The organism is Caballeronia udeis (genome assembly GCF_044909315.1).
In the GTDB taxonomy this organism is placed as follows: domain Bacteria; phylum Pseudomonadota; class Gammaproteobacteria; order Burkholderiales; family Burkholderiaceae; genus Caballeronia; species Caballeronia udeis_A.
On record NZ_JBIYEB010000018.1, the window covers coordinates 154,384 to 179,364 of the forward strand.

A 24,981-nucleotide genomic window follows, 5' to 3' on the forward strand; every position below is an offset into this window, starting at 1 on the left:
TGACCAGGCGCCTGCGTCGGGCACGGCGGTCTATCTGTTGCGCATAATCGGCGAGTCGGAGCAGAACGGCGGGTATTCGATCGAAGCGGAGCCGGTCAACGCCGGCGACACCGGCGGAATCGATTCGCTGGACGCAACGGGTGTCAGGTCAAACCGGTCGATGGAAAATCTCACGCCGCCCAAAGTGGCGGCGTGCTGGAGTGGAAGATGAGCAGATTGAAGAAACGAAACAAACGTGAAGAATTATCCGCTTAGGCGTCCGGATCGACGGGAACGTCGGGCGACAAGGGCTTGTCCGGACTCGATTTCATCTGTTGCCACACCCGATACGCCTCCCAGCCCAGCAGGCCCAGACCACCCCACTTCAGTATGGGTTTCGCGCTGGCGATCAGGCGGGAGCGCACCGGTTTCGCGAGCACCAGCGAGGCGAGCGAACTCACCACGGGATATTGCTTAAGCAACAAGGCCAGGCCGCTGCCGCCACCGAACAGGCCGCTCAGCCGGCTCAGGAGCCCGCTGCCTTCTGCTGCCCGGCCACGCTTGCGGCGCCCCGGCATCAGCAGATTAAGGACGCTGAAATGCGAGACCTTGTAGCGCAGATCGGCGCTGGCCTGCGCGAGTTCCATGCGCTCGACGTCCGCCCGCGCGATCAGCAATTCCTTGCGCAATGCACGCATGTGGGGCGTGCTCAACTTGTGCGCGGGCGCTCGCTTCGGAGCTTTGAAGGTGTCGTCGTAGTGACTCATGGCGTGGCGAGCTCTTGGATGGTCGTCGATGAATACGGTGTGGTCGTACTGCCCGGGCGTCGCCATGAGGTGAGCCCGCAGCGCTGATCAGGTATCACTTGAACGTGTCGCGGTCCTTCTTGAACTCGGCAATCGTGCCGTCGAAGACGTTAGGCGCATTGATCAGACCGGTGCGCGCCCGAAGGGCGCAAAACACGGCAACCAGCGCGTACACGACCGTGATCGCAGCAAGCGATTGCCACCGGTACGTATCCCAGAACGCGATCGCGATCAGCACCGTGAGCGTAATGAGCGCCATCATGGTGAGCATCATCGCGGCAAGGCCGAGGAAGAGCACGCCGATCAGCCGCTCCTTTTCCTCAGCGAGTTCTATGCCGATCAGTTCCAAACGCGTTTCGAAAATGGCGAACACGGAGCTGACAATGCGGCGCAACGGCCCTTGCGTATCGTGCTGAGAGTGCCTGTCTGTCGTCATGGCTTGAGCGCGAGGAGCGCGTTATTTTTGGCGCGAAGATTTCCGGCCGGGTCCTGTAGCCGCCCGGCCGGTCTATTACTCTGAACGCCGGTCGGCAAAACCCCGGCGGTCCCAGGCAGTTGCGGTTTTCACCGGGCGAATTCCGGGTTGGCTCGCCGGGTGGCCCGCCAACTCAGCAAAGCGCGGCAAAACAGCGGCCGGACCCGGTGCCGGAATTGACGAGGATTAACGGCGGTTGATCAACAAACCAACAACAACGCCTAAACCTGCAGCAATCCCAATTGATGCCCATGGGCGTTCGTGTACGAAGTCGTCGGTCGCACGCGCGGCTTTCTTGCCTTTCTCGATCACCACGACTTGTGCGTCGGCAGCCTTCTCCTTCGCTTGCTTCAAGCGGCTCAGAGCGGTCTCGCGCAACTCGGATGCACGCTCGCCCGTGGCGCTTGCGGCCTGTTTCAACAGGTCTTCGGCGTCTGCGAGAACGGTTTTGATATCCGACATGAATCGCTCCTTATTAATTTCTGACATTGATGGCTCCACACGAGTGAGGCTACGCCAATCGTACCAAAGAAGCGGTCGCTAATTGAGGTCCATCCGGCCCCGAGATCAAAGCTTGCAGTTTCTGTTCCTGCTGACACAAAGCTCACCGCGAGGATCGTCAAGGAAGCCATCGCGCTCGCACGTAAAGCCCGGCCATTCAATGCACGGGGTGCGTAATGGTGCGTCGAGGGGGCATCGAGCGGAGGATATTTCCGTCCGCGAAAGTTTTCGCCGAGACCGAAAAATTACAAAAATGCATGACGATGTGACGGAATGTTCGTTCGTTGTGCAGGTCTAGTCCCTTATGCTTTAATTTTTGGCGGGCCGTCGTGCCGGGATGACCCTGAGCGGCCTGGCCAAATCCGAACCCCCGGGCAAGATCCGGATACCTGCATTCAACCTGTACCAGACCTGCACCGTGTGACGAATGACCCGGTGCATCACTTCGAGGAGACACATTATGAGTTTGCGTCTAGGCGACACGGCGCCCGATTTCGAACAGGATTCCAGCGTGGGCCGTATCAAGTTCCACGAGTGGCTTGGCAACAGCTGGGGCGTGCTGTTTTCGCATCCGGCGGATTTCACGCCGGTCTGCACCACGGAACTGGGTCTGACCGCGAAGCTGGCGGGCGAGTTCGAGAAACGCAACGTGAAGGCGATCGCGTTGTCGGTCGATACCGTGGAGTCGCACAAGGAGTGGATCAAGGACATCAACGAGACGCAGGCGGCGAATGTCGGTTTCCCGATTTTGGCCGACGGGGACCGGAAAGTGTCCGAGCTCTACGACATGATTCACCCGAACGCAAATTTGACGCAGACGGTGCGCTCGCTTTTTGTCATCGATCCGAAAAAGAAGGTTCGCCTGACCATCACGTATCCGGCGAGTACGGGGCGAAATTTCGACGAAGTCCTGCGCGTGATCGATTCACTGCAACTGACCGATAGTCATTCGGTCGCCACGCCGGGCAACTGGAAGCAGGGCGACGACGTGATCATCGTGCCGTCGCTGCAGGATCCGGAGGAGATCAAGCGCAAATTCCCGAAGGGCTTCAAGGCTGTGCGCCCGTATCTGCGCCTGACGCCTCAGCCCGATAAGTAAGCGCTTGCCGGACCGGGAGCCAAGTAAAAAACAAAAAGCCAACGCATGAAACGCGCTGGCTTTTTGTTTTTTCGGGGTCTCGACGAGCCGTGGATATGCTCACAGGAACTCAGCTCAGAAAAACGCCTGAATCCCCGTCTGGGCGCGCCCGAGGATCAGCGCGTGGATGTCATGCGTGCCTTCATACGTGTTCACCACTTCCAGATTTACCAAATGCCGCGCCACGCCAAATTCGTCTGAAATACCATTTCCGCCGAGCATGTCACGCGCCAGGCGGGCGATATCCAGTGCCTTGCCGCACGAATTGCGTTTCATGATCGACGTGATTTCGACCGCCGCCGTGCCTTCGTCCTTCATGCGGCCCAGACGCAGCACGCCTTGCAGCCCGAGGGTGATTTCCGTCTGCATGTCGGCTAGTTTCTTTTGAATCAACTGGTTGGCCGCGAGCGGACGGCCGAACTGCTTACGATCCAGCGTGTATTGCCGTGCCATGTGCCAGCACGCTTCGGCTGCACCGAGCGCACCCCACGCGATCCCGTAGCGCGCCGAATTCAGGCAGGTGAACGGGCCTTTGAGGCCGCTCACGTTCGGCATCAGGTTTTCTTCCGGCACGAAGACTTCATCCATCACGATCTCGCCGGTGATCGATGCCCGCAAGCCGACCTTGCCGTGTATGGCCGGTGCGCTCAAGCCCTTCCAGCCTTTTTCGAGGATAAAACCGCGAATCAGGTCACGGCCGTCCTCTTCCAGCTTCGCCCACACGACAAACACATCGGCGATCGGCGAATTAGATATCCACATCTTCTGGCCGGAGATCGAAAATCCGCCGTCCACCTTCTTGGCACGCGTTGTCATGCTGGCGGGGTCTGATCCGGCGTTCGGTTCGGTGAGCCCGAAACAGCCGATCCATTCGCCGGTCGCCAGCTTCGGCAGATATTTTTGCTTTTGCGCTTCGGTGCCGAATGCGTTGATCGGCACCATGACGAGCGACGATTGCACGGACATCATCGACCGGTAACCCGAATCCACACGTTCAACTTCGCGCGCGATCAGGCCATAGCTGACGTAGTTGAGACCGGGACCGCCGTATTGCTCCGGAATGGTCGGGCCGAGCAGACCGAGTTCACCCATCTCGCGGAAGATCGCCACGTCCGTGTGTTCGTTGCGGAACGCGTCGAGCACACGCGGCTGCAGCTTGTCCTGCGCGTAAGCGTACGCAGCGTCGCGGATCATGCGTTCTTCGTCGCTGAGTTGCTGGTCGAGCAGCAACGGATCTTCCCAACTGAAGCGGGCGTCATCGGCCATGTTATTTCTCCTGTTTCCTCTATTCCTGATTTTCGGACTTGACTGAAGTTCCGCTAAGCGGAACAATGTTTTGCAAATCAGAACCGAGTCTAACATCCGATGCCAATAACTTCCATCCGGAATTCCGAGTTGCCGAAGTCGTTCTCGAAGCTGTCCGCACAGCCGTCCGATCCTTCAGAAGGAATCGATGAACGCAAGTTTGTCGTCGCGCTCGCCCGCGGGCTCGAGATGCTGCGCGCATTTCGTCCGGGCGAGACCTTGCTGGGAAATCGTGATTTCGTCGATAGAACTGGCCTGCCGAAAGCCACCGTCAACCGGCTTGCGTATACGCTGACCACGCTCGGTTATCTTCGTTTTGACGAACCGGCAGGCAAATACGCGCTCGACACGGGCGTGTTGTCGCTCGGATTCGCGCTGCTGGCCGGCGCCGATGCACTCGAACTCGCGCGCCCGCACATGCGGGTGCTGGCGCGGGAAATTGGCGCGGCGGTGTCGTTGGGATGCCGCGACGATCTCGACATGATCTATCTGGAAACCATCCGGAGCGAGACCGCGTTGACGCTCGGCCTCGCGCCCGGCTCACGGCTGTCCATGCTGACCAGCTCGATGGGCCGCGCGTATCTGGCGGTGCAGGAACCGGATCAGCGCGCGGCCTTGCTCGAAGAGCTCGGGGCGGCGGCGGTGAAAAACGGCGAGGACGGCGCGCGGCTGGTGAAGGCGGCGCAGGATGCGATCGACGATTACGCGCGCGATGGCTGCTGTTATTCGTTTCGCGACTGGCATGCCGACGTGAACGCGATCGCCGCGCCTTTACGCGATATCCGCAACGGGCGATGGCTGGTGCTGAGCAGCAGCGGGCCGGCATCGTCGATGGACGAGGCGTATTTCCGCAATATCGTTGCGCCCAAGCTACGCACGCTGGCCGCGCGACTGGCGTGAAGTAACGCCGATTAAGCCCGAATAGGGCCGCTTGATGACTAAATCGCGCCGAAAACGATGAAAACGTGATTTATAAATAACATCCCAAAAAGATGGCTCTTAGAACATAATTCGATGAAACAGCCGCAGGGAGACTAAAAAATGACCGGGTTCTCGCTGGACGCAACGGATTGCCGTATTTTGTCGGTGCTGCAAGAAGATGGACGTATCAGTAACCTCGATCTGGCTGAGCGAATTTCGCTTTCGCCGTCGGCATGTCTGCGCCGTATGCGGCTGCTCGAGGAAGAAGGGGTAATAGCGAGCTATCGCGCGTGTCTCGACCGGGAACGGCTGGGCGTGGAGCTGGAGGCGTTCGTCCATGTTTCCATGCGCAACGACCAGGAAAACTGGCACGAGAAATTCGCGGACGCGGTGCGGGAATGGCCGGAAGTGGTGGGTGCGTTTGTCGTGACCGGTGACACCCATTACGTCCTGCGCGTGCTTGCACATAATCTCAAGCACTATTCGGACTTCATCCTGAGCAAGCTGTACAAGGCGCCGGGTGTGATCGACATCCGCTCGAACATCGTGCTTCAGACCATGAAAGACGAAGCGGGCGTGCCGGTTGCCCTGATCGAAAGAACCGGCTGAACGAGCGCATTAAACGAGCGTCTTAACCGGGCTGTAGCAAGCCGAACGTCACAGCGATCCAAGCGTATGAAACTGCCCCGCCTGAAACACCAGCGGGGCAATTTCCGCTGCATTCTCGTGCACACCGCATCGCTCGACCTGACCCACGAAGATCACGTGATCGCCTTCCTGATAGCGGCTGCGGTTGTGGCATTCGAACCACGCCAGGGCGCCATCCAGGACGGGCATGCCGCTGTCTCCCGCGGCATGTGACACGCCGGCGAAGCGGTCACCCTTGACCGTCGCAAAGCGTTTGCACAGATCGACTTGATCGGCTGCGAGTACGTTGACCACGTAGTGGCTATTGGCCTGGAATACCGGCATGGAGGCGGATTTGGTCGCGAGGCTCCACAACACGAGTGGCGGATCGAGTGAAACGGAGTTGAACGAACTAGCGGTAATGCCGATCAACTGGCCGGACTCGGCGCGTGTGGTGATGACGGTGACGCCAGTGGCAAACTGGCTGAGGGCGTCGCGGAAAGCGGTAGCGTCGAAATTCGGAGGATTGGCGCGTTTCATCGGGATGGGTTCAGGTTCGACGGTATCGGCGAAATCCAGGCGGCAAACAATAGCTGAACAATAAGCCGGATGAAGTTTTCGAAGTCATCGGAGGATTGGCGATTGTGACGATTCTATCGGAATCAGCCTGTTCGCCACGGTGCTAAAGGCCGTACTGGCAACGCGGACAACCGAAAACCAGTAAGCTGGAAGGGTTGATTCACAGGCGTCCGCGCACATTTTGGTGTCTCTCGCGGAACACGAACCAGGAGCCAGCATGACGCAACATGACGAGCAGGCAAAGCGCGAAACCGCCACCATTGGCGGCGGTTGCTTTTGGTGTACCGAAGCGGTTTTTCTAGGCGTCGAAGGCGTGCTGTCGGTGGAATCGGGTTATGCCGGCGGCCAGGTCAGGAACCCTTCATACGAACAGGTCTGCGACGGCACGACCGGTCACGCCGAAGTCATCAAGGTGGAATTCGATCCTGCGGTGATCGGGTATAGGGACGTGCTGGAGATTTTCTTTGCGACCCACGATCCGACGCAACTCAACCGGCAAGGCAATGATGTGGGTACGCAGTACCGGTCGTCCATCTTTACGCACTCCGACGAACAAAGGAAGATCGCGCTGGAAGTGATCGATGAATTGCAGAAAGAAGGCATCTTCGACGGCAAGATCGTCACCGAAGTCACGCCGCTGAACGGCAATTATTTTTCGGCCGAGGACTATCACCAGAACTACTTCGAGCAGCATCCGAATCAGGGATACTGCGCGTTCGTGGTCGCGCCGAAGGTGGCGAAGTTCAGGCAGAAGTTCGCGCACCGGCTGAAACGCTGAGCGGTTGAACGGCACGGTTTGAAAGGCACATAAGGGAAGATGGGCTTCGAGAAATCGAAGCCCGTTTTTTATTCCGGCGGCTTATGTCTGTGGCAGCCCGGCCGCCATGTTCCGTGCGATCTTGAAACAGGTCAGCGGTGCCGACCCCTCTGCCTTGTTGTTCACCGCGATGACCACCGGCTGCCCTGCCAGCGCGTAGCGCAACGCGAGTTCGGCGAGCGCTTCGTGCGTGTCCGGGTCTTCATCGACGAGTTTATCGAACGGCTCGTACTTCGCTTTCGCCTGCTCGTATTTAAAGCCGCCGTGCAGACTCCAGCGCACGATCAGCGGCCCAAGTCCGCCTTCGTCCAGCAGCGCAAGCGCCTTCGCCTGGCGCCGGGGATCGGGCATGCGCGCATGAATGCCGACGCAATAGCGCACCTTCGCGTCGCGCAGCACGCGGATGAAACGCGGCGTCAGCATGATGGCGTCGCGCAACTCCACCGCGTAACAACTTTCACCGGGCAGTGGCGGCAACGCGTTGAGAAACGCGGAGAGCCGCTCGAGGAAGACGCCTGGATCGACGATCAGCGCGTCCGGCAACGGTGGAATCTGGAACACGAGCGCGCCAGCTTTTTCTCCCAGGCCGGCGATGCACGGCTGCACGAATTCGTCGATGGCGATACGCGCGTTCAGGAAAGCGGGGTTATCGCCGGCGGGGGCGCCTTTGTCGCCGCGGACGGTGGCGTCGGTGACGGAAGCAGGCGCTTTCACGATGAAGCGGAAATGGGCAGGCACCTGGTTCGCGTAGCGCGCATAGTCGGCCACCGATAACGGCCCGTAGAACGAACGGTCTATCGATACGCAACGCAGCAATGGATGCGCGCCGAGCGCGTTGAGGCCATCGCGGGAGAGCTTCGCGGACGAATATTCGTCGCCGTACACGATATCGCGCCAGCCGGGAAACGACCACGTGGAGGGGCCGATATGAACGGTGTCGGGAAGACGGAGAGCTAACGCGTGATGGTCGGGCGCGGCGAGGGCGGGCAAGATGCCGCCACGTGATTTCGATTTTGTGGGGGAGGGGGCCGCCGGACCTTTGCTATTTACCGTTTCCGGCTCTTCCACCGCCCCGAACAGATCGACCTGTAGCGCGGATTGCTCAGGCGGCTCCACACCCGCATCCGGTTCATCACCGGATGCGGGTTCGTGGGAGGCGGGGGAGTCAGGCGTAGAACTCAGAGTGCTTTGTCGTAGATATACCGGCGGGACCACGGCAGCGTTTTCGCGCTGCGCCCGGCCTTGCGGCACACAATCTGGTAAATCGACACATCGTCGTTTTCGAACGCGTACGCACACCCTGCAAGATACACGCGCCAGATGCGGAATTTTTCATCGTCGACAAGACTCTTCGCCTGCTCCGACTTCGTCTCGAAATTTTCCGCCCAGATGTCGAGCGTACGCGCGTAGTGACGGCGCAGGCTTTCCACGTCGACGGCTTCCAGGCCGCCTTCCTGCAGTGCTTCGAGTGCGAGCCCGATGTGCGGCAACTCGCCGTCCGGGAACACGTACCGGTCGATGAACTCACCGCCGCCAAGCGCCGTTTCGCCGCTGTTGAAGTCGGTCGACGTAATGCCGTGGTTCATGGCAATGCCGTCGTCGACCAGCAGTTCGCGCACCTTGGCAAAGTAACCGGGCAGGTTTTTGCGGCCGACGTGCTCGAACATGCCGACGCTCGTGATCCGGTCGAACTGGCCTTGCACGTCGCGATAATCCTGCAGGCGGATTTCGATCTGGCCTTCCAGTCCGGCTTCTTTCACGCGCTTGGTGGCGAGGTCGAACTGGTTCTGGGAGAGCGTGACGCCCACGCATTTCGCACCGAATTTCTGGGCGGCGCGCAAGACGAGCGCCCCCCAGCCGCAGCCGATGTCAAGCAGGCGCTGGCCCGGTTGCAGCTGGATCTTCGTGAGAATGTGGTCGATTTTCTTGATCTGCGCGGTGGCGAGGTCTTCATCGCCGTTCTCGAAATACGCGCACGAGTACACCATGTTCTTGTCGAGCCACAATGCGTAGAACTCGTTCGATACATCGTAGTGGTACTGAATGGCTTTCTTGTCCGACGCCTTCGTATGATTGAAATAGCGCCGCACGCGCGCCAGCTTGCTCGCGCTCGTGACGGTGTTCTTGGCCAGCCCGTAGCCAATATTGATGATGTCCGACAGCTTGCCTTCGATATCGATCTTGCCCTTCACATAGGCTTCGCCGAGGTTGTCGAGACTCGGTTCCAGCAGATAGGGTAGTGCGGTTGCGCTCTTCACATGTAGCGTGACTTGCGGCGCCGCGAAACTTCCGAAGTCATGTTGCTGTCCATCCCACAGTACCAAGCGGGCGGGCAGGTTTGCCCGGTCCCGAATGTCCTGCACCCACTGCGTCAGCTTTTTCTCCCAAAACATGCTCGTTCTCCGCGCTCAGATGAAAATGAAGCTAAACCGGGTCGATTGCACTGCACGTTTGCACTGTGTTCGCGATGCCTTTGTCGCTTGCCCTTCTCTGTTTGCCCTTCGCCACCCGGACACGCCGCAACGAGACGCGATTTAATGCGGGTCCAGTCAATACGGGTCCACGAGGAACCCGGCGAAAGTCGAAGTCCTGCTAAGGCTAAGGCGACAAGCGGACGATTTGCCATTGCTGGCCATTCGCCCCAAGCGTGTGTGCAGCACGTTTATAGACGACACGGTCATGCAACCGTGACGGTCGGCCCTGCCAGAATTCGATGGTGTCGGGAACGAGCCGGTAGCCGCCCCAATGTGGCGGACGCGGCGGGTTGTCACCGTATTTCGCAATCAATTCGCGCTCGCGGGCTTCAAGCACCGCGCGGCTTTCGATCACTTCACTCTGCTCCGACGCCCACGCGCCTATTCGCGATCCAAGCGGGCGCGACGCGAAATACGCATCGCTTTCTTCCGGACTTGTCTTGACGACGGAACCCTCGATACGCACCTGGCGTTCGAGTTCGATCCAGTAAAACAGCAGACTCGCGGCAGGGTTGCTCGCGAGTTCGTGACCTTTGCGACTGAGGTAGTTTGTGAAGAAAACAAAGCCCCGGTCGTCTACGCCCTTGATGAGCACAATGCGTGCCGAAGGATGACCGCGCTCGTCGACGGTCGCGAGCGTCATGGTATTGGGTTCGGGTAATTGTGCGTCGAGCGCCTGCGCGAACCACGTTTCGAATTGTCGAATCGGGTTGGGATCCACGTCGGATGTTTCCAGCGATCCGAGGGAATAATTCTTTCGAAGATCAGCGAGGGTCGTCATTTTCTTATGCAAACGCTTCAATCGCATTAGTATAGCCAAGCTCGTCAAATTCTGCGCTTTACCGCCAATATCCCTTTGATCTTTAATGATTAAGATCATGATCCCGGGCGACAAAATTTGACTCAACTCGGCAATTATTTTCATTTTGCTTTCAAAAACTGGCCGTCGATTTCTTACGTCCAATCTTCGATAAGGCAGAATACGCAATTCAGCGAATTCCTGCTGATCTCCGCTTCTATCGTTGCGATAGCGCGTCAGTGCTGACCAGTGCCATTCGCCGCTATTGTGATGCTCTCCTGTCCTTGTTTTTGCGAGTTTCGCTTACCTTTCGCGTGCCCATCATGACCGCTTTTCCTGCCTCTGCCGATGCTTTGAATTTTAACTCCGCTACGTCGGAGATTGAAGCCGCCGACCGCGCCCGGCGCTTTGGCGGGGTGGCACGCTTATACGGTCCGGCCGGGCTCGCGGCCTTCGAACGCGCGCATGTGGCGGTGATCGGAATTGGCGGTGTGGGCTCGTGGACGGTCGAAGCGCTGGCGCGCAATGCGATCGGGCGCCTGACGCTGATCGACCTCGACAACGTGGCCGAAAGCAATACGAACCGCCAGGTGCATGCGCTTGACGGCAACTACGGCAAGCCCAAGGTGAGCGCGATGGCCGAGCGCATCCACCTGATCGATCCGGCGTGCCGCGTGGAGCAGGTCGAAGATTTCATCGAGCCCGCGAATTTCGATTCGGTGCTGGGCGGCGGTTTCGATTTCGTGATCGATGCAATTGACAGCGTGCGTACGAAAACGGCGCTAATTGCGTGGTGTGTTGCGCACGAACAGCCATTGATCACCGTAGGCGGAGCGGGTGGGCAGCTCGATCCGACGCGGATTCGTATCGACGATCTGGCGCTCACGATCCAGGATCCGTTGCTTTCGAAGGTGCGCGGACAACTGCGCAAATTGCACGGTTTCCCGCGTGGACCGAAAGCGAAGTTCAAGGTGAGCGCGGTCTATTCCGACGAGCCGCTGATCTACCCCGAAGCGCCTGCTCGCGATGCCGGCGAGGTGAGCGGACCGGAAGAAACAGCGCCCGCTGCTACGGGACCGGTCGGACTGAACTGCGCGGGATTCGGATCAAGTGTCTGCGTGACCGCAAGTTTCGGATTCGCCGCTGCTGCTTATGTCTTAAGAGATATCGCGAAACGCGCTTAAACATCGACATTGCGCGTGACTCAAAAGATTAAAAAAATGGCCGCTTGAAAGCGGCCATTTTTCAAAACGTTTCTTCGCCAATATATGTTCAAACTATTTGAAAGGTTTTGGCGTCAGGCATTTATTTAATGTGTCAGTTAATTGCCGCGCTCAGTTTGCGGCGCCATTGCGAAACCACCTCCGGCTGATGTGCGGCCAGACCGAATACCGACAGCATGGTTTTGCGGCCCACGTCGTCCATGAACGTGCGGTCACGCGTCACGATGGCGAACAAATGCTCCAGCGCACCGTTGTAATCGCGGCCGGCGATCAGCCGGTTGGCCAACGCGAAACGGGCTTCCAGATCATCCGGATTCGCGTTCACTGCGTCGATCAGGGCGTCTGCGGGTGGAAGGCTCTCAGCGGCATCGGCGGCGTCCAGCTCCGTTTTTAGCGCGTTGTAACGGGCATCGATCCCCTGCGTGGTTTTCGGCGACAGCAACTTGTCTTCGTCGCGTGCCTCGTCCGTGCGGCCCGCAGCGAGCAGCCACTCGATCAGGTCCAGCCGCGCGTCGTCATAACCGGGATCAAGCGCCAGCGCCGCCTTGATATGGTCAATGGCCAGATCGGTCTCGCCGGCCGCGTAGGCCGCATGCGCGGCCCGCCGCTCGGCCTCCGCGCCGTCCGGAACCAGTTTGTCGATGAACTCGCGCAACTGGCCTTCCGGCAGCACACCGATGAACTGGTCGACGGCACGGCCGTCCGCAAACGCGACCACGTGCGGAATGCTGCGCACCTGGAAGTGCTGCGCCAGTTCCGGATTTTCATCGACATTCACTTTCACCAGCTTCCACTTGCCCGCGCCTTCCGCTTCCAGCCGCTCGAGCATCGGGCCGAGCGTCTTGCACGGACCGCACCACGGCGCCCAGAAATCGACGAGCACCGGCGCAAGCGTGGACGCGGCGATTACGTCCTGTTCGAACGTAGCGAGTGTTGTATCCATGGTGTTCCTCCAGAAACGCGTAAACGATGAACAATTATCTTGGGGCAAGCCGGCCAAGTTCAACCGGGCGCACACCTGATTCAGCAGCGGGCCCGGACCTCAGGCCTTGAGCCTGGCAATCCTCAAGCATCAGGCGGATTGGCCGGGCGGCGCGGTGGAGGCAACGGGATAAACTCCGTCTCGCCAGGGACCTGGCCTATTCGCTGTTCGCTCCATGCCAGTTTTGCAGCCTCGATTTTCTCTCGTGAACTCGCCACGAAATTCCACTCGATGAAACGCGGACCGTCCAGTGGCGCGCCGCCAAGCAGCATCGCGATGGCGCCTCCCGTGCTGCGCAGATCGGCGGCAAATCCGGGCTTCAGCACCGCCATCTGGCCGGCGGGCAGCGCGTCGCCGTCAATGGTGAGATCGCCTTCCAACAGATAGACCCCGCGTTCCTCATGTTCCGTATCGAGCGTCACGGCACTGTTCGCCGAAAATTGCGCCGCGACATAGAGGGTGGGGGAGAACGTGGTGGTCGGCGCTGTTTCACCAAAAGCGCTGCCGGCGATCACCCGCAGGTTCACGCCATTGCGTTCGAGTTGCGGCAGCGTCGCGGCCGGATGGTGCTCGAACGACGGCGCACACTCCTCTTCCGTTACCGGCAGCGCGACCCATGTCTGGATGCCGTGCATGTTCTGGCCTGCGGCGCGTTCCGGGTCCGGCGTGCGTTCCGAATGCACGATGCCGCCGCCGGCCGTCATCCAGTTGACGTCGCCCGGCGTGATTTTCTGGACCGAGCCGACGCTGTCGCGATGCACGATCGCTCCCTCGAAGAGATATGTGACGGTCGCCAGGCCTATGTGCGGATGGGGGCGCACGTCCAGCCCCACGCCGGGTGCGAGCGTTGCCGGGCCGATATGATCGAAGAAGATGAACGGTCCGATGGTCCGGGCAGCCAGTGCGGGCAATACCCGACGCACCATGAGGCCGCCAACGTCGTGCTGATGCGGCTTGAGAAACGCTTGGATTGTGGAAGACATATGGACGTCCGGATTGCGTACTCGGAAATGCAATTCTACTGGGCGCCGTGTGGAAGCACGCAAGCGGTACCCGGGCGGTGTGCCATTCGGCCGACCATTCAAACCGGAACCTGAGGTCACCGACAGACGCAACGCGGGATCGCCTTATCCGAACGGGCTATGGCGTGAGTTTGTACAACGCATTTGCAAAATCGTCCGCTACAGTGTCGAATTGCGTTCGATCTGAATTCGGAGCGTCCTGTCTCCGGCCTGATCCTGAAAACAGCTTCGAATAAAACTCACGGAGACGGCGATGTCGCCCAAGGATTTGTTGTCCGCGCTGATTGTCATTCTCGCCTGGGGCGTGAACTTCGTCGTGATCAAGGTGGGTCTGCACGGCGTGCCGCCCATGCTTCTAGGCGCGTTGCGCTTCACGCTGGTCGCATTCCCGGCCGTGTTTTTCGTCAAGCGGCCGGCTATTCCGTTTCGCTGGCTGTTTGCTTACGGCGCGACCATCTCGTTCGGGCAATTCGTGCTGCTTTTCTACGCAATGTCTGTTGGCATGCCCGCCGGCCTTGCGTCGCTGGTGTTGCAGGCGCAGGCGTTTTTCACGCTGATCTTCGCGGCCATGATTCTGGGCGAAGGCTTTCGCGGGCCCAACGTCGCGGGTTTGCTGATCGCGGCGTGCGGGCTGGCGGTGATCGGCGTGCAGGCTGGGCATGCGATGACCGTTGCCGGTTTCCTGCTGACACTCGTGGCCGCGGCCATGTGGGGCATGGGCAATGTCATCACGAAGCGCATGGGCAAGGTCGACCTGTTGTCGCTCGTAGTGTGGGCGAGCCTGGTGCCGCCGTTGCCGTTCCTCGCGCTCTCGCTGATGGTGGAGGGGCCGGCGCGCATTTCGGCCAGCTTGTCGGGCATTTCGCTCACGTCGGTTCTTGCGATTGTTTATCTCGCGTTTATCGCAACAATGCTCGGTTATACGTTGTGGGGAAAGCTGCTGGCGCGTTATCCGGCGAGTCAGGTCGCGCCGTTTTCCTTGCTCGTGCCCATTGTCGGGCTGGCGTCGGCAGCATTGCTGCTTGATGAAGGCCTAAGCCCGATGCAATTCGCGGGGGCGGTGCTGGTGATGGCCGGACTGGTGGTCAACGTGTTCGGCGGATGGTTTCGGCAGCGGTTTTTATCGACGGCACGTTAGGGGCAAGTCGAAGCGGTTCGCTCGCGGTGGCAGAACGGTGCCTGTAGCTCCGCGCGAGCGAACACAGTCCCTTACGTCATCCGGCTCTTTGCGAGCGGCGGGTTGGCCGCGAAATAACGCTTGATGCCCTTCATGATCGCGTTCGCCATCTTGTCGCGATAAGCGTCGTCGTTCAGACGCTGCTCCTCTTCGGGGTTACTGATAAACGCGGTCTCCACCAGGATTGACGGAATGTCCGGCGCTTTCAACACCGCAAAACCGGCTTGCTCCACCGATCCCTTGTGCAACTTGTTGATATCGCCAATCTCGTTCAGCACGAAATTGCCATAGCGCATCGAGTCACGAATCTGAGCGGTGGTTGACATGTCGAACAACGCCCGGTTGACGCTCGCGTCCTGCGTCGTCACGTTGATCCCGCCGATGGAATCAGACGAGTTCTCCTTGTTCGCCATCCAGCGCGCAGCCGCGCTCGACGCACCGTGATCCGAGAGTGCGAACACGGACGAACCGCGTGCCGAGGGCGTGGTGAACGCATCGGCGTGAATGGAAACGAACAGGTCCGCGCCCACGCGACGCGCCTTCTGTACCCGCACGTTGAGCGGCACGAAGAAGTCGGCGTCGCGCGTCATCATGGCGCGCATGTTCGGCTGGGCGTCGATCTTGGCGCGCAGCTTCCTGGCGACATCAAGGGCAATGTGCTTCTCGTACGTGCCGCCACTGCCGATCGCACCTGGATCTTCGCCGCCATGGCCCGGATCGATCGCGACGGTAAGCAGGCGGGTCGTGCCCGACTTGTTGCTCTTCGGATTGGCGAAGCCGTAGTCGTCGTTTGTGGTGTTGCCGGACGAGTCGTCCTGGCTAGCCAAGGCCGTAGGCGGCGCCGGCTTGACCGTGGGCCGGGGTTTCGGGAAAGCTGGAATCGGCGGGACGGGCGCAGGCGATGACGGCGCGCGCGGCTGATCGGACTGCGCGTATTTCTGGAAAAACTCGTCGGTGTTGTCCGGCACATTCGCTTTCGGCGGCGTGGCGGGCCCGCTCAGCGTGGCGGGCGGCGGGGCCTGGTTCGGGCTGGTCTGATCGATAGCTTGTTGCTTGTGCTCGGACTGGGCCAGCAAATCCATCAGCGGGTCGGGTGCAACGGCCGGATACAAATCGAAGACGAGCCGGTACTTGTAGCTGCCGATCGGCGTGAGCGTGAACACTTGAGGCTTCACGGACCCTTTCAGGTCGAACACCATGCGCACCACGTGCGGCTGATACTGGCCGATGCGCACCGACTGGATCTGCGGGTCGTTCGGCGTGATCTTCGAGACCAGGTCCTTCAGTTCCTGATCGAGATCGAGTCCATTCAGGTCGACCACCAGCCGGTCCGGACCCTGCAGCAATTGCTGGCTGTTTTGCAGCGGCTGATCGGACTCGATCGTGACCCGGGTGTAATCGCGGGCCGGCCACACGCGCACACCGAGCACCGAGCTCGCGTACGCGAGCTTCGGTCCGAGCAGCGCCAGCGCGATGGTCGACGCGCCCGCGCGCAGCACCTGGCGCCGGCGCCAGTTGTGCGAGGCCGTGGCGGCCGATTCGATCGAATGAAACGGCTTGATCAACAGCTTTCGAGACATGACTTTCCTGTTTCGCTAAACGCGCGCGCTGTCAGCACGCGGCCTTCGCCTTCCTGTTCCAGCGTGAATTCGAGATCCGGCACACCCAGCAGTCCGCCAGCGCGTTGCGGCCATTCGACCAGGCAGATCGCGCCTGCATCGAAGTATTCGCGAAAGCCGGCATCGGCCCATTCGGCTGGATCAGCAAAGCGATAAAGATCGAAGTGATAGAGCTCGAGCGGCCCCGTTTCCGTTGCAAGCGAATAGGGTTCGACGAGCGTGTAAGTGGGACTGCGCACGCGGCCCGCGTGACCGAGCGAGCGCAGCGTCGCGCGCACCAGCGTGGTTTTACCCGCACCCAGGTCACCGATCAACTGGACCTGCAAACCCGGAAAACGTTCGTTCGGGGAGTTCGAATTCTTGAGGCGGCCCTGCAGGATCGCCTGCGCGAAGCGGCCACCGAAGGCGAGCGTCGCGTCTTCGTCGGGCAGGTCGAAGCGGCGTTCGAGCAGCGCGGTGGAAGGGTTTGCAAACGATCGAGTGAGGCTGTCGGGCATTCTCGTAAAATGTCGTGATGAACCGTTTGCCGGAACACCCTGTGGAACGCGAGAGCGCGTCAGACGACGCCGCCGCGGACACGCGCCACTTCAGATTTGACGACGAAGCCGCGCTGGCTGAACTCGCGCTGCGCATCAAGGCGTGGGGGCGCGAGCTGGGGTTCGCTGCAGTCGGCGTCAGCGACGCCGACTTGACGGAAGCCGAAGAAGGCCTGGCTTCATGGCTCGAAGCAGGCTATCACGGCGAGATGGATTATATGGCCAAACATGCGATGAAACGCGCAAGGCCAGCCGAGCTTGTGGCCGGCACGCGACGCGTTATTACAGTTCGGATGGCCTACTTGCCGGCATCAACGCTTGCCGGCAAGGCCCGCGAAAGTGCCGCGACAGCCGACGGTCAGGCAACTGACTGGCGCGCGGCGGAATGGGCTCGAATAGCCGATCCCGCAGCGGCGGTGGTCTCGGTCTACGCTCGCGGCCGCGACTATCACAAGGTCATGCGCAGCCGCTTGCAGCAGTTGGCGCAGCGCATTGAAGCCGAGATTGGCGCATACGGGTACCGCGTATTTACGGATTCCGCGCCCGTTCTCGAGGTCGAGCTCGCGCAGAAGGCGGGCACCGGCTGGCGCGGCAAACACACGCTTTTGCTGCAAAGCGATGCCGGGTCGCTGTTTTTTATCGGCGAGATCCTGGTGGATATTCCTCTGCCCGCCGATGCCGACGTCAATCCGGATCAAGCGCCCGAACACGATGGCGCGCATTGCGGCAGCTGTACGCGCTGCATCGACGTTTGCCCGACCGGGGCGATCGTGGCGCCGTATCGCGTGGATGCGCGCCGTTGTATTTCGTATCTCACCATCGAGTTGAAAGGCAGCATTCCCGAAGATTTGCGGCCGCTGATCGGCAACCGGGTTTATGGTTGCGACGATTGCCAGCTCGTATGTCCGTGGAACAAGTTCGCGCAGGCCGCGCCGGTCGCGGATTTCGATGTGCGCCATGGGCTCGATCGCGCGTCGCTTGTGATGCTGTTCGGCTGGAGCGCCGATGATTTCGATGAACGCATGCAAGGCAGCGCGATTCGCCGTATCGGACACGAGCGATGGTTGCGTAATATTGCGGTGGCGATGGGCAATGCGTTGCGCTCGCCGGTTTTGGCCGTCGACGAGCGCACGGCAATACGCGATGCATTGAATGCCCGCGCCGCGGATGCTTCAGAATTGGTCCGTGAACACGTCGAATGGGCGCTGCGCCAGGAAGCATCACCGCACGGGTGACTTAACGCATGACCTCAGGCTTACAGGAAAAATCAATGGAAGTGACCGAGGCAGAACGCGCGCCGGAACTCGTGTCGAGCAGCGCATCGATCGACCTTTTTTGCGACGCGCTCTGGCTCGAACATGGTCTCGCCAAGAACTCGCTCGAAGCGTACCGGCGCGATTTGCGCTTGTTCGCCGAATGGTTGTCGAAGACGCGTGGCGGCACCGTCGATACCGCCACCGAAGCCGATATGAATGCCTATCTTGCGGCCCGTCGCGCGGACAAAGCCACGTCCGCCAACCGCCGGTTGTCGGTCTTCAGGCGCTACTACGCGTGGGCATTGCGAGAGCATCGCGCGCGCGCCGATCCTACGATCAAGCTGCGTTCGGCCAAACAGCCGCCGCGCTTTCCCAAGACCTTGAACGAAGCCCAGGTCGAGGCGTTGCTGAACGCGCCCGATGTGGAAACCGCACTTGGGCTACGCGACCGGACCATGCTTGAGTTGATGTACGCGAGCGGCCTGCGCGTGACAGAACTGGTGACATTGAAGACGGTGGAAGTGGGCTTGAACGAAGGCGTGGTGCGCGTGATGGGCAAGGGGTCGAAGGAGCGCCTTATTCCGTTCGGGGCGGTCGCACACGACTGGATCGAGCGCTATTTGCGTGAGTCGCGGCCGGTGTTGCTTGGCGCCCGCGCCGCCGATGCGTTGTTCGTGACCACGCGCGGCGAAGGCATGACGCGCCAGCAGTTCTGGAACATCATCAAGCGCCACGCGCTTACCGCCGACGTGCGCGCGCCGCTCTCACCGCATACCTTGCGGCATGCGTTTGCCACGCACCTGCTGAATCACGGTGCCGATTTGCGCGTGGTGCAAATGCTGCTCGGCCATACGGATATTTCCACGACGCAGATCTACACCCACGTCGCGCGTGAGCGGCTGAAGACGCTGCATCACGAGCACCATCCACGCGGCTGAAGGTTGCGGCAGGTGCGAACTTAAAGCTCGTCCCTGAGCTTGTGTTTCAACACCTTCCCCGTCGATGCCGCCGGCAGCGCCGCCAGCACGCGGATCTCGGCGGGGCGCTTGTAAGGCGCAAGCCGGTCCGCACACCACTTGACGATATCGTCAGGCAGCGCATGCACCGATGGCAGCAATTCGACGAACGCAATCACTTCCTCGTTGCCCTCGACCGCCCGCCCGATCACTGCCGATTGCAGCACATCGGGATGTGAGTTCAGCACGTTCTCCACTTCGGCCGGATACACGTTGAAGCCCGAACGGATGATCAGTTCCTTGCTGCGCCCGACGATATACAACGCACCGTCCGGCGCCTGACGCGCAAGGTCGCCTGTTTTGAGCCAGCCATCTTCCGTGACCGTTGCCCGCGTCTGCGCTTCATTGCGGTAGTACCCGAGCATCACATTCGGCCCGCGCACCCATAGTTCACCGACTTCACCCGGCGCGACATCCACGCCATCAAGCGCGACGAATCGCAGTTCGATACCGGGTATGGGGTCACCCGCGGAGCAGTCGTCGCGCGGCGCGTCGAGCATGGTCTGCGAGATGGTCGGACTGCTCTCCGTCATGCCGTAGCCGTTGTGCAGCGGCACTTGGTACAAGCCTTCGACGCGCGCTTTCAGCGCGGCATCGAGCGGAGATCCGCCGGAATACGCGAAGCGCAACGCGGGTGCGCGCCACGGCGTACCGCTTGTCTGCACGTGCTCGACAAGTTTTGCGTGCATGGCCGGCACGCCCTGGAAGATCGAAACGTTCTCTTCAGTCAACGCTCGCCGCACGGCATCCGGGGCGAAGCGTGGCGCGAGCCGGAGCGTTGCTCCCGCGTACAGGCTGCCGAGACAGACCGACGCCAGCCCGTAGATGTGCGTAATCGGCAGCACGGCGTACACCACGTCTTCGGGCGTCACACGCCGCAATGTGCTGGACATGGCCGCGATAAACAACACGTTGCGATGCGACAGCATCACGCCTTTCGGTGCGCCCGTCGTGCCCGTGGTGTAGATCAGCGCGGCACATTGACGGGCGGGATCGGTTTCAACAGGCTCCGGCAACACGGTTTCATCGACGATAAAACGCCACGCGCCCATGTTCGTTGCAGTTGCCGCTGCCGAACCGTTCAACCGGCCCGCATGAGTCGCGGCGTCCTTCGAGGCTTCGACGGTGAATGCTACCACCCGCGGTTTTGCGTGCGCTCTGATCGCGTCGACTTCGCTTGCCGAAAGCCGCGCGTTCGTGAGCAGACACCACGCGTCGAGCGTCGCCACGGCGAACATCAGCACGATCTGCGCCACGCAATTCTCACTCACGATCATCACGCGATCGCCGCCTTGCACACCGGCTTGCGCGAGCTGGCGGGCGGTGTTGTCGATGGCCTCAACGAGTTCCGCCGCGTTTAGGCGCCGCTCGTCTTCAATCAACACTACGTGTTGCGGATCGCGGGCGGCGAGGCGCGCGGGGATATCGGCAATACGTGGGGGCAACGCGGCGAGCAGAGCGGCGACATCCATGTCCATTTCAAATCTCCGTGCCGCGCATGAGCCCGCGCGCGATGATCACCTGTTGAATTTGCGACGTGCCTTCGTAAAGCCTGAAGAGCCGGACGTCGCGATAAAAACGTTCGATGCCGTACTCCGAGATATACCCCGCGCCACCGTGCACCTGCACCGCGCGATCGGCCACGCGGCCGCACATCTCGGTGGCGAAATATTTGGCGCATGAGGCTTCTATGGACACGTCACGTCCCTCGTCGCGCCGGCGTGCGGCATCGAGCACCATGCATTCGGCGGCATAGATCTCGGTCTTGCTGTCGGCGAGCATGGCCTGCACGAGCTGGAATTCGACAATCGGCTGGCCGAACTGCTTGCGCTCCATGGCATAGGCGAGGGCGTCGCGCAGCATCCGTTTGGCCGCTCCAATAGCGATGGCCGCAATGTGCAAGCGCCCTTTATCGAGCACTTTCATGGCCGTCTTGAACCCGACGCCTTCCACGCCGCCAATCAGTTGCGCGGCCGGGATGCGGCAGTTCTCGAAGATCACGTCGCAGGTATGCGCGCCGCGCTGGCCCATTTTCTTGTCGGGTTTGCCGAGCGACAGCCCGGGTGACTCGCGCTCGACAATAAATGCCGAAATGCCGCTTGCGCCTTTGGCGTTGCTCGTGCGCGCCATCACGGTAAAGATGCCGGCTTCCGGTGCGTTGGTGATGAAGCGCTTCGTGCCGTTCAGCACGTAGTGGTTGCCGTCCTTGCGCGCCGTGGTTTTCAGCGACGCCGCGTCCGAACCCGCGTCCGGTTCGGTCAGGCAGAACGAGCCAATCAGGTCGCCTGCGGCAAGCTTTGGCAGATAGTGTTGCTTCTGCTCCTCGCTGCCGTCGAGCAGAATGCCGATCGATCCGATGCCGTTGTTCGTGCCTATCACGGACCTGAATGCCGGCGATGTCTGGCCGAGTTCGAACGCCACGCGGACTTCCTCCTCCATTGTCAGGCCGAGGCCGCCGTAGGCCTCCGGAATGGTCAGCCCGAACAGGCCGATCTCGCGCATGGCGGCGAGCACGTCGGCGGGAATCTGGTCGGTTTCGTCGACTTCCGCTTCACGGGGTACGAGCGTTTCCCGTACAAAGCGGCGAATGGCGTCTTCAAGCAACGTCTGGGTTTCCGAATCACGAATCACGTTGAATCTCCTTGAGGCATACGCCGAATGAGCACTTGCGAACGATCGTGCCACAGTAAATCGGCCTGCACAATTGACCGTTCGGCCGATGGTGGCCGTGCTTTCGCGCCGCTACAATGCCGTCATGTCCAAGGTAAAACACATTTCCGAGACCCCGGCGACGCAGTTTTTGCGTCGGCACAAGGTCGCTTTTGGCGAGCATCCTTATGAGTATGTCGAGCATGGTGGCACGGAAGAATCGGCGCGCCAGCTTGGTGTGGACGAGCATTGCGTGGTCAAGACGCTCGTGATGGAGGACGAACAGGCGAAGCCGTTGATCGTGCTCATGCACGGTGACAAAACGGTCTCGACCAAGAATCTTGCCCGGCAGATTGGCGCGAAGCGAGTGGAGCCGTGCAAGCCGGAAGTGGCCAACCGGCATTCTGGTTTCCTGATCGGGGGCACATCGCCATTTGGCACGAGGAAGGCAATGCCGGTGTACGTGGAATCCAGCATCCTGGACCTCGACACAATCTATCTGAACGGCGGGCGGCGCGGGTATCTGGTGAGCATCGCGCCGCCGGTCCTGACCGCCCTGCTGAAGGCTACGCCCGTGAGTTGCGCGAGCGTCGATTAAAATGCGCGTCCTGAAGGCTTGCACCCGCCTCTGTTTCTGTTCCCGAAGATAAGAAGAAATCAATGAACAATGTGATTGTCGCTGTGGTGGCTTACCTGATCGGCTCGATCTCGTTTGCGGTGGTTGTCAGTTCGGCCATGGGTCTTGCCGACCCGCGTTCGTACGGTTCCGGCAACCCGGGCGCGACGAACGTGCTGCGTACGGGCAACAAGCTGGCTGCCATCCTGACGCTGCTCGGCGATGCGTTCAAAGGCTGGCTGCCCGTGTGGGTTGTTGTGCATTTCGGCGCCCGGTTCGGGCTTGATTCCACGGCTGTCGCGCTGGCCGCCATCGCGGTGTTTCTCGGGCATCTGTTCCCGATATTCTTCAAGTTTCAGGGCGGCAAGGGCGTAGCGACGGCAGCGGGCGTGCTGCTCGCCATCAACCCGGTGCTGGGGCTGGCCACGTTGCTGACGTGGGTGATCATTGCGTTTTTCTTCCGATATTCGTCGCTGGCGGCGCTGGTGTCGGCGGTGTTCGCGCCGTTCTTCGATGTCTTTCTTTTCGGCCCCAGCCGGATCTCGCTGGCCGTTGCTGCGATGAGCGCGCTGCTGATCTGGCGGCATCGCGGGAACATCAAGAAGCTGCTGGATGGCAAGGAAAGCCGGATCGGGGAGAAGAAGCGGGCGGCGGAAGCGGTTGAATGAATCGCTGTAAAACCGCGTGCAGCGGAAGCAGGAAAGAAGAAAGCCGCCCTGAGGGCGGCTTTCTTGCTTTTGCGGTACCTGAATCAACGCAAGCCAACCACGCTCAGTCGCGGAAATTATTAAAATCCAGCGGCGTATCCGTGACGTCCTTCTTCAGCAACGCAATAGCGCTTTGCAGGTCGTCGCGCTTCGTGCCGTTGATGCGCACCGAGTCGCCCTGAATACTGGCCTGGACCTTGATCTTGCTGTCCTTGATTATCCTGACGATTTTCTTCGCCAGATCGCCGGTTACACCCTTCTTGATCTCGACGACTTGTTTCAACTTGTCGCCGCCAATCTTCTCGATCTTGCCGTAATCGAGAAACCGCACGTCCACATTGCGTTTCGCGAGCTTCGACAACACCACGTCCTTGACCTGGCCAAGCTTGAAATCGTCGTCGGCAAAAAGCGTCAGTTCACGATCCTTTTGCTCGACGCGTGCGTCCGAACCCTTGAAGTCGAAGCGCGTGGCAATTTCCTTGTTCGATTGTTCGATGGCGTTTTTCACCTCGATCATGTTTGCTTCGCTGACGACGTCAAACGATGGCATCTGCATTCCCCTTCGTTGATGCGAGGCGTGGCGTAAGGCTCGCACGCACTCGCTATAATCACGGACCTACGTCATTCTACCGATGCCGTCCCGGTTTGCCCAAGGCCGCCCCCGATCTGACCCGAACACTTCCTCAATGTCCGAGTTCCAACTTTTCTCCGATTACCCGCTGCTCGCGCACAACACGTTCGGTTTCGACGTTCACGCCAAGCATGCCGTTCGGCTGACGGAAGAAGCGCAGATCCCGGCGCTTGCTCGCGACGCCCGGCTAAGCGGCATGCGGCAACTGGTGCTCGGTGGCGGCAGCAATGTCGTGCTGACGAGCAATTTCGATGGTGTTGCGTTGCTTGTGGAACTGCGTGGCCGTCGTGTGATTCACGAAGATCATGACGCCGTTTTTGTAGAAGCCGGCGCGGGGGAGAACTGGCACGAATTCGTCGCGTGGACCTTGTCGCAGGGCTTGCCCGGGCTCGAAAACCTTGCGCTGATTCCCGGCACGGTGGGCGCGGCGCCGATCCAGAACATAGGCGCCTACGGGCTGGAAATGGGTGAGCGCTTCGAGCGTTTGCGGGCAATTGAATTATCGACGGGAGAAACGCGGGAATTTGATCGCGATGCGTGCGCGTTCGGCTACCGTGACAGTTTTTTCAAGCAGGAAGGACGGGGGCGTTTTGTGATCGTATCGGTGACTTTTCGTCTGCCGAAAGCGTGGACGCCACGGGCGGATTACGCGGATATCGCGCGTGTACTCGAGACCAGCGGCGCGAACAATCCGCAGGCTATCTTCGATGCTGTCGTCGCCGTGCGTCAGGCCAAGTTGCCCGACTGGCGGGTGCTCGGCAATGCCGGCAGCTTTTTCAAGAACCCGGTGGTGAGCGCAGCCGCATTCAATGCGTTGAAGGCGCTTGAGCCGGAACTGGTGTCGTATCGGCAGCAGGATGGGCAGTTCAAATTGGCCGCCGGCTGGCTGATCGACCGATGCGGCTGGAAAGGCCGTGCAATCGGAGCCGCCGCCGTGCACGACCGGCAGGCGCTGGTTCTGGTGAACCGCGGCGGTGCGTCGGGCGCACAAATCCTCGAACTTGCCGATGCAATCAAACGCGACGTGCACGCGCGTTTCGCCGTCGAGCTCGAAGCGGAGCCGGTGTGTCTTTGATTTGAAGCTGCACGGGATGCAGCCGACATTGCTCCGCCAGCAAAAAACCCG

The 24,981-nt window shown here is 60.4% G+C and carries 27 protein-coding genes; 12 read left to right on the forward strand and 15 right to left on the reverse strand.

The annotated features are described in order from the left end of the window. Positions 1 to 37: 37 nt before the first annotated feature. Positions 38 to 211 (forward strand): hypothetical protein, encoded by a 174-nt coding sequence (locus ABH944_RS26700; protein ID WP_404610216.1) that lies wholly within the window; start codon positions 38 to 40, stop codon positions 209 to 211. Positions 212 to 251: 40 nt separating this feature from the next. Here the strand turns inward: ABH944_RS26700 and ABH944_RS26705 are convergent, their stop codons facing one another. From ABH944_RS26705 to ABH944_RS26715, 3 genes are all read right to left on the reverse strand, one after another. Next, positions 252 to 746, reverse strand: coding sequence for a DUF3318 domain-containing protein (locus ABH944_RS26705; protein WP_404610335.1), 495 nt, complete (start codon positions 744 to 746; stop codon positions 252 to 254). Positions 747 to 840: 94 nt separating this feature from the next. After that, positions 841 to 1,221, reverse strand: a complete 381-nt coding sequence (locus tag ABH944_RS26710; protein ID WP_404610215.1) for a phage holin family protein — start codon at positions 1,219 to 1,221, stop codon at positions 841 to 843. A gap of 225 nt (positions 1,222 to 1,446) precedes the next feature. Further along, positions 1,447 to 1,749 carry an ElaB/YgaM/YqjD family protein gene (locus ABH944_RS26715; RefSeq protein ID WP_062081668.1) on the reverse strand — a complete coding sequence of 101 codons (303 nt, stop codon included), beginning with the start codon at positions 1,747 to 1,749 and terminating at the stop codon, positions 1,447 to 1,449. Between the two features lie 472 nt (positions 1,750 to 2,221). On the opposite strand from ABH944_RS26715, the gene ABH944_RS26720 reads away from it, so the two are divergent. Beyond that, the gene (locus ABH944_RS26720) at positions 2,222 to 2,860 is read left to right on the forward strand and encodes a peroxiredoxin (RefSeq protein ID WP_404610214.1); all 639 of its coding nucleotides are present in this window, start codon (positions 2,222 to 2,224) and stop codon (positions 2,858 to 2,860) included. A gap of 114 nt (positions 2,861 to 2,974) precedes the next feature. Here ABH944_RS26720 and ABH944_RS26725 read toward each other — a convergent pair whose 3' ends face one another. Next, complete coding sequence (locus ABH944_RS26725) at positions 2,975 to 4,165, reverse strand: acyl-CoA dehydrogenase (protein ID WP_404610213.1); 1,191 nt, start codon at positions 4,163 to 4,165, stop codon at positions 2,975 to 2,977. 99 nt (positions 4,166 to 4,264) lie between these two features. Here ABH944_RS26725 and ABH944_RS26730 point away from each other — a divergent pair, with 99 nt between their 5' ends. Beyond that, positions 4,265 to 5,104 carry an IclR family transcriptional regulator gene (locus ABH944_RS26730; RefSeq protein ID WP_404610212.1) on the forward strand — a complete coding sequence of 280 codons (840 nt, stop codon included), beginning with the start codon at positions 4,265 to 4,267 and terminating at the stop codon, positions 5,102 to 5,104. Positions 5,105 to 5,245: 141 nt separating this feature from the next. Continuing rightward, positions 5,246 to 5,734: an Lrp/AsnC family transcriptional regulator gene (locus ABH944_RS26735; RefSeq protein ID WP_062081678.1), complete on the forward strand. Its 489-nt coding sequence runs from the start codon at positions 5,246 to 5,248 to the stop codon at positions 5,732 to 5,734. A gap of 48 nt (positions 5,735 to 5,782) precedes the next feature. Here the strand turns inward: ABH944_RS26735 and ABH944_RS26740 are convergent, their stop codons facing one another. Further along, positions 5,783 to 6,292, reverse strand: a complete 510-nt coding sequence (locus tag ABH944_RS26740) for a flavin reductase family protein (RefSeq protein WP_097265014.1) — start codon at positions 6,290 to 6,292, stop codon at positions 5,783 to 5,785. 256 nt (positions 6,293 to 6,548) lie between these two features. Between ABH944_RS26740 and msrA the strand changes: the two genes are divergently transcribed. After that, positions 6,549 to 7,109 (forward strand): peptide-methionine (S)-S-oxide reductase MsrA, encoded by a 561-nt coding sequence (gene msrA / locus ABH944_RS26745; protein WP_404610211.1) that lies wholly within the window; start codon positions 6,549 to 6,551, stop codon positions 7,107 to 7,109. 81 nt (positions 7,110 to 7,190) lie between these two features. Here the strand turns inward: msrA and ABH944_RS26750 are convergent, their stop codons facing one another. The 3 genes from ABH944_RS26750 to pdxH form a co-directional block, all read right to left on the reverse strand. Beyond that, positions 7,191 to 8,264 carry a DUF72 domain-containing protein gene (locus tag ABH944_RS26750; protein ID WP_404610210.1) on the reverse strand — a complete coding sequence of 358 codons (1,074 nt, stop codon included), beginning with the start codon at positions 8,262 to 8,264 and terminating at the stop codon, positions 7,191 to 7,193. 62 nt (positions 8,265 to 8,326) lie between these two features. After that, positions 8,327 to 9,541 (reverse strand): class I SAM-dependent methyltransferase, encoded by a 1,215-nt coding sequence (locus ABH944_RS26755; protein WP_404610209.1) that lies wholly within the window; start codon positions 9,539 to 9,541, stop codon positions 8,327 to 8,329. A gap of 205 nt (positions 9,542 to 9,746) precedes the next feature. Beyond that, on the reverse strand, positions 9,747 to 10,403 hold the full coding sequence (pdxH, locus tag ABH944_RS26760) for a pyridoxamine 5'-phosphate oxidase (RefSeq protein ID WP_404610334.1): 657 nt from the start codon (positions 10,401 to 10,403) through the stop codon (positions 9,747 to 9,749). A 341-nt stretch (positions 10,404 to 10,744) separates the two neighbouring features. Here pdxH and ABH944_RS26765 point away from each other — a divergent pair, with 341 nt between their 5' ends. Further along, positions 10,745 to 11,605, forward strand: coding sequence for a tRNA threonylcarbamoyladenosine dehydratase (locus ABH944_RS26765; RefSeq protein WP_404610208.1), 861 nt, complete (start codon positions 10,745 to 10,747; stop codon positions 11,603 to 11,605). Between the two features lie 133 nt (positions 11,606 to 11,738). Here the strand turns inward: ABH944_RS26765 and trxA are convergent, their stop codons facing one another. Both trxA and ABH944_RS26775 read right to left on the reverse strand, forming a co-directional pair. Beyond that, positions 11,739 to 12,587, reverse strand: coding sequence for a thioredoxin (gene trxA, locus ABH944_RS26770; protein WP_404610207.1), 849 nt, complete (start codon positions 12,585 to 12,587; stop codon positions 11,739 to 11,741). 122 nt (positions 12,588 to 12,709) lie between these two features. Beyond that, positions 12,710 to 13,609, reverse strand: coding sequence for a pirin family protein (locus ABH944_RS26775; RefSeq protein ID WP_404610206.1), 900 nt, complete (start codon positions 13,607 to 13,609; stop codon positions 12,710 to 12,712). Between the two features lie 292 nt (positions 13,610 to 13,901). Here ABH944_RS26775 and ABH944_RS26780 point away from each other — a divergent pair, with 292 nt between their 5' ends. Further along, on the forward strand, positions 13,902 to 14,786 hold the full coding sequence (locus tag ABH944_RS26780) for an EamA family transporter (RefSeq protein WP_404610205.1): 885 nt from the start codon (positions 13,902 to 13,904) through the stop codon (positions 14,784 to 14,786). A gap of 71 nt (positions 14,787 to 14,857) precedes the next feature. On the opposite strand, the gene ABH944_RS26785 is transcribed toward ABH944_RS26780, so the two are convergent. Together ABH944_RS26785 and tsaE are read right to left on the reverse strand one after the other, a co-directional pair. Beyond that, on the reverse strand, positions 14,858 to 16,405 hold the full coding sequence (locus ABH944_RS26785) for an N-acetylmuramoyl-L-alanine amidase (protein WP_404610204.1): 1,548 nt from the start codon (positions 16,403 to 16,405) through the stop codon (positions 14,858 to 14,860). Continuing rightward, positions 16,387 to 16,941 carry a tRNA (adenosine(37)-N6)-threonylcarbamoyltransferase complex ATPase subunit type 1 TsaE gene (gene tsaE, locus ABH944_RS26790; protein ID WP_404610203.1) on the reverse strand — a complete coding sequence of 185 codons (555 nt, stop codon included), beginning with the start codon at positions 16,939 to 16,941 and terminating at the stop codon, positions 16,387 to 16,389. Before tsaE ends, ABH944_RS26785 begins: the two co-directional genes overlap by 19 nt. A gap of 17 nt (positions 16,942 to 16,958) precedes the next feature. Here tsaE and queG point away from each other — a divergent pair, with 17 nt between their 5' ends. Both queG and xerD read left to right on the forward strand, forming a co-directional pair. Continuing rightward, the gene (gene queG / locus ABH944_RS26795; protein ID WP_404610202.1) at positions 16,959 to 18,215 is read left to right on the forward strand and encodes a tRNA epoxyqueuosine(34) reductase QueG; all 1,257 of its coding nucleotides are present in this window, start codon (positions 16,959 to 16,961) and stop codon (positions 18,213 to 18,215) included. A gap of 35 nt (positions 18,216 to 18,250) precedes the next feature. After that, positions 18,251 to 19,174 (forward strand): site-specific tyrosine recombinase XerD, encoded by a 924-nt coding sequence (xerD, locus tag ABH944_RS26800; protein ID WP_404610201.1) that lies wholly within the window; start codon positions 18,251 to 18,253, stop codon positions 19,172 to 19,174. Between the two features lie 20 nt (positions 19,175 to 19,194). On the opposite strand, the gene ABH944_RS26805 is transcribed toward xerD, so the two are convergent. Beyond that, positions 19,195 to 20,730, reverse strand: coding sequence for a class I adenylate-forming enzyme family protein (locus ABH944_RS26805; protein WP_404610200.1), 1,536 nt, complete (start codon positions 20,728 to 20,730; stop codon positions 19,195 to 19,197). Between the two features lies 1 nt (position 20,731). After that, entirely contained in the window at positions 20,732 to 21,883 is a 1,152-nt protein-coding gene (locus tag ABH944_RS26810; protein ID WP_404610199.1) for an acyl-CoA dehydrogenase family protein, read from the reverse strand. A 124-nt stretch (positions 21,884 to 22,007) separates the two neighbouring features. Here ABH944_RS26810 and ABH944_RS26815 point away from each other — a divergent pair, with 124 nt between their 5' ends. Together ABH944_RS26815 and plsY are read left to right on the forward strand one after the other, a co-directional pair. Beyond that, on the forward strand, positions 22,008 to 22,499 hold the full coding sequence (locus tag ABH944_RS26815) for an aminoacyl-tRNA deacylase (RefSeq protein ID WP_404610198.1): 492 nt from the start codon (positions 22,008 to 22,010) through the stop codon (positions 22,497 to 22,499). Between the two features lie 62 nt (positions 22,500 to 22,561). Then, positions 22,562 to 23,185, forward strand: coding sequence for a glycerol-3-phosphate 1-O-acyltransferase PlsY (plsY, locus tag ABH944_RS26820; protein WP_097264987.1), 624 nt, complete (start codon positions 22,562 to 22,564; stop codon positions 23,183 to 23,185). Positions 23,186 to 23,288: 103 nt separating this feature from the next. On the opposite strand, the gene ABH944_RS26825 is transcribed toward plsY, so the two are convergent. Further along, on the reverse strand, positions 23,289 to 23,774 hold the full coding sequence (locus ABH944_RS26825; RefSeq protein WP_062081973.1) for a YajQ family cyclic di-GMP-binding protein: 486 nt from the start codon (positions 23,772 to 23,774) through the stop codon (positions 23,289 to 23,291). 136 nt (positions 23,775 to 23,910) lie between these two features. Between ABH944_RS26825 and murB the strand changes: the two genes are divergently transcribed. Beyond that, entirely contained in the window at positions 23,911 to 24,930 is a 1,020-nt protein-coding gene (gene murB / locus ABH944_RS26830) for a UDP-N-acetylmuramate dehydrogenase (protein ID WP_404610197.1), read from the forward strand. Positions 24,931 to 24,981: the final 51 nt, after the last annotated feature.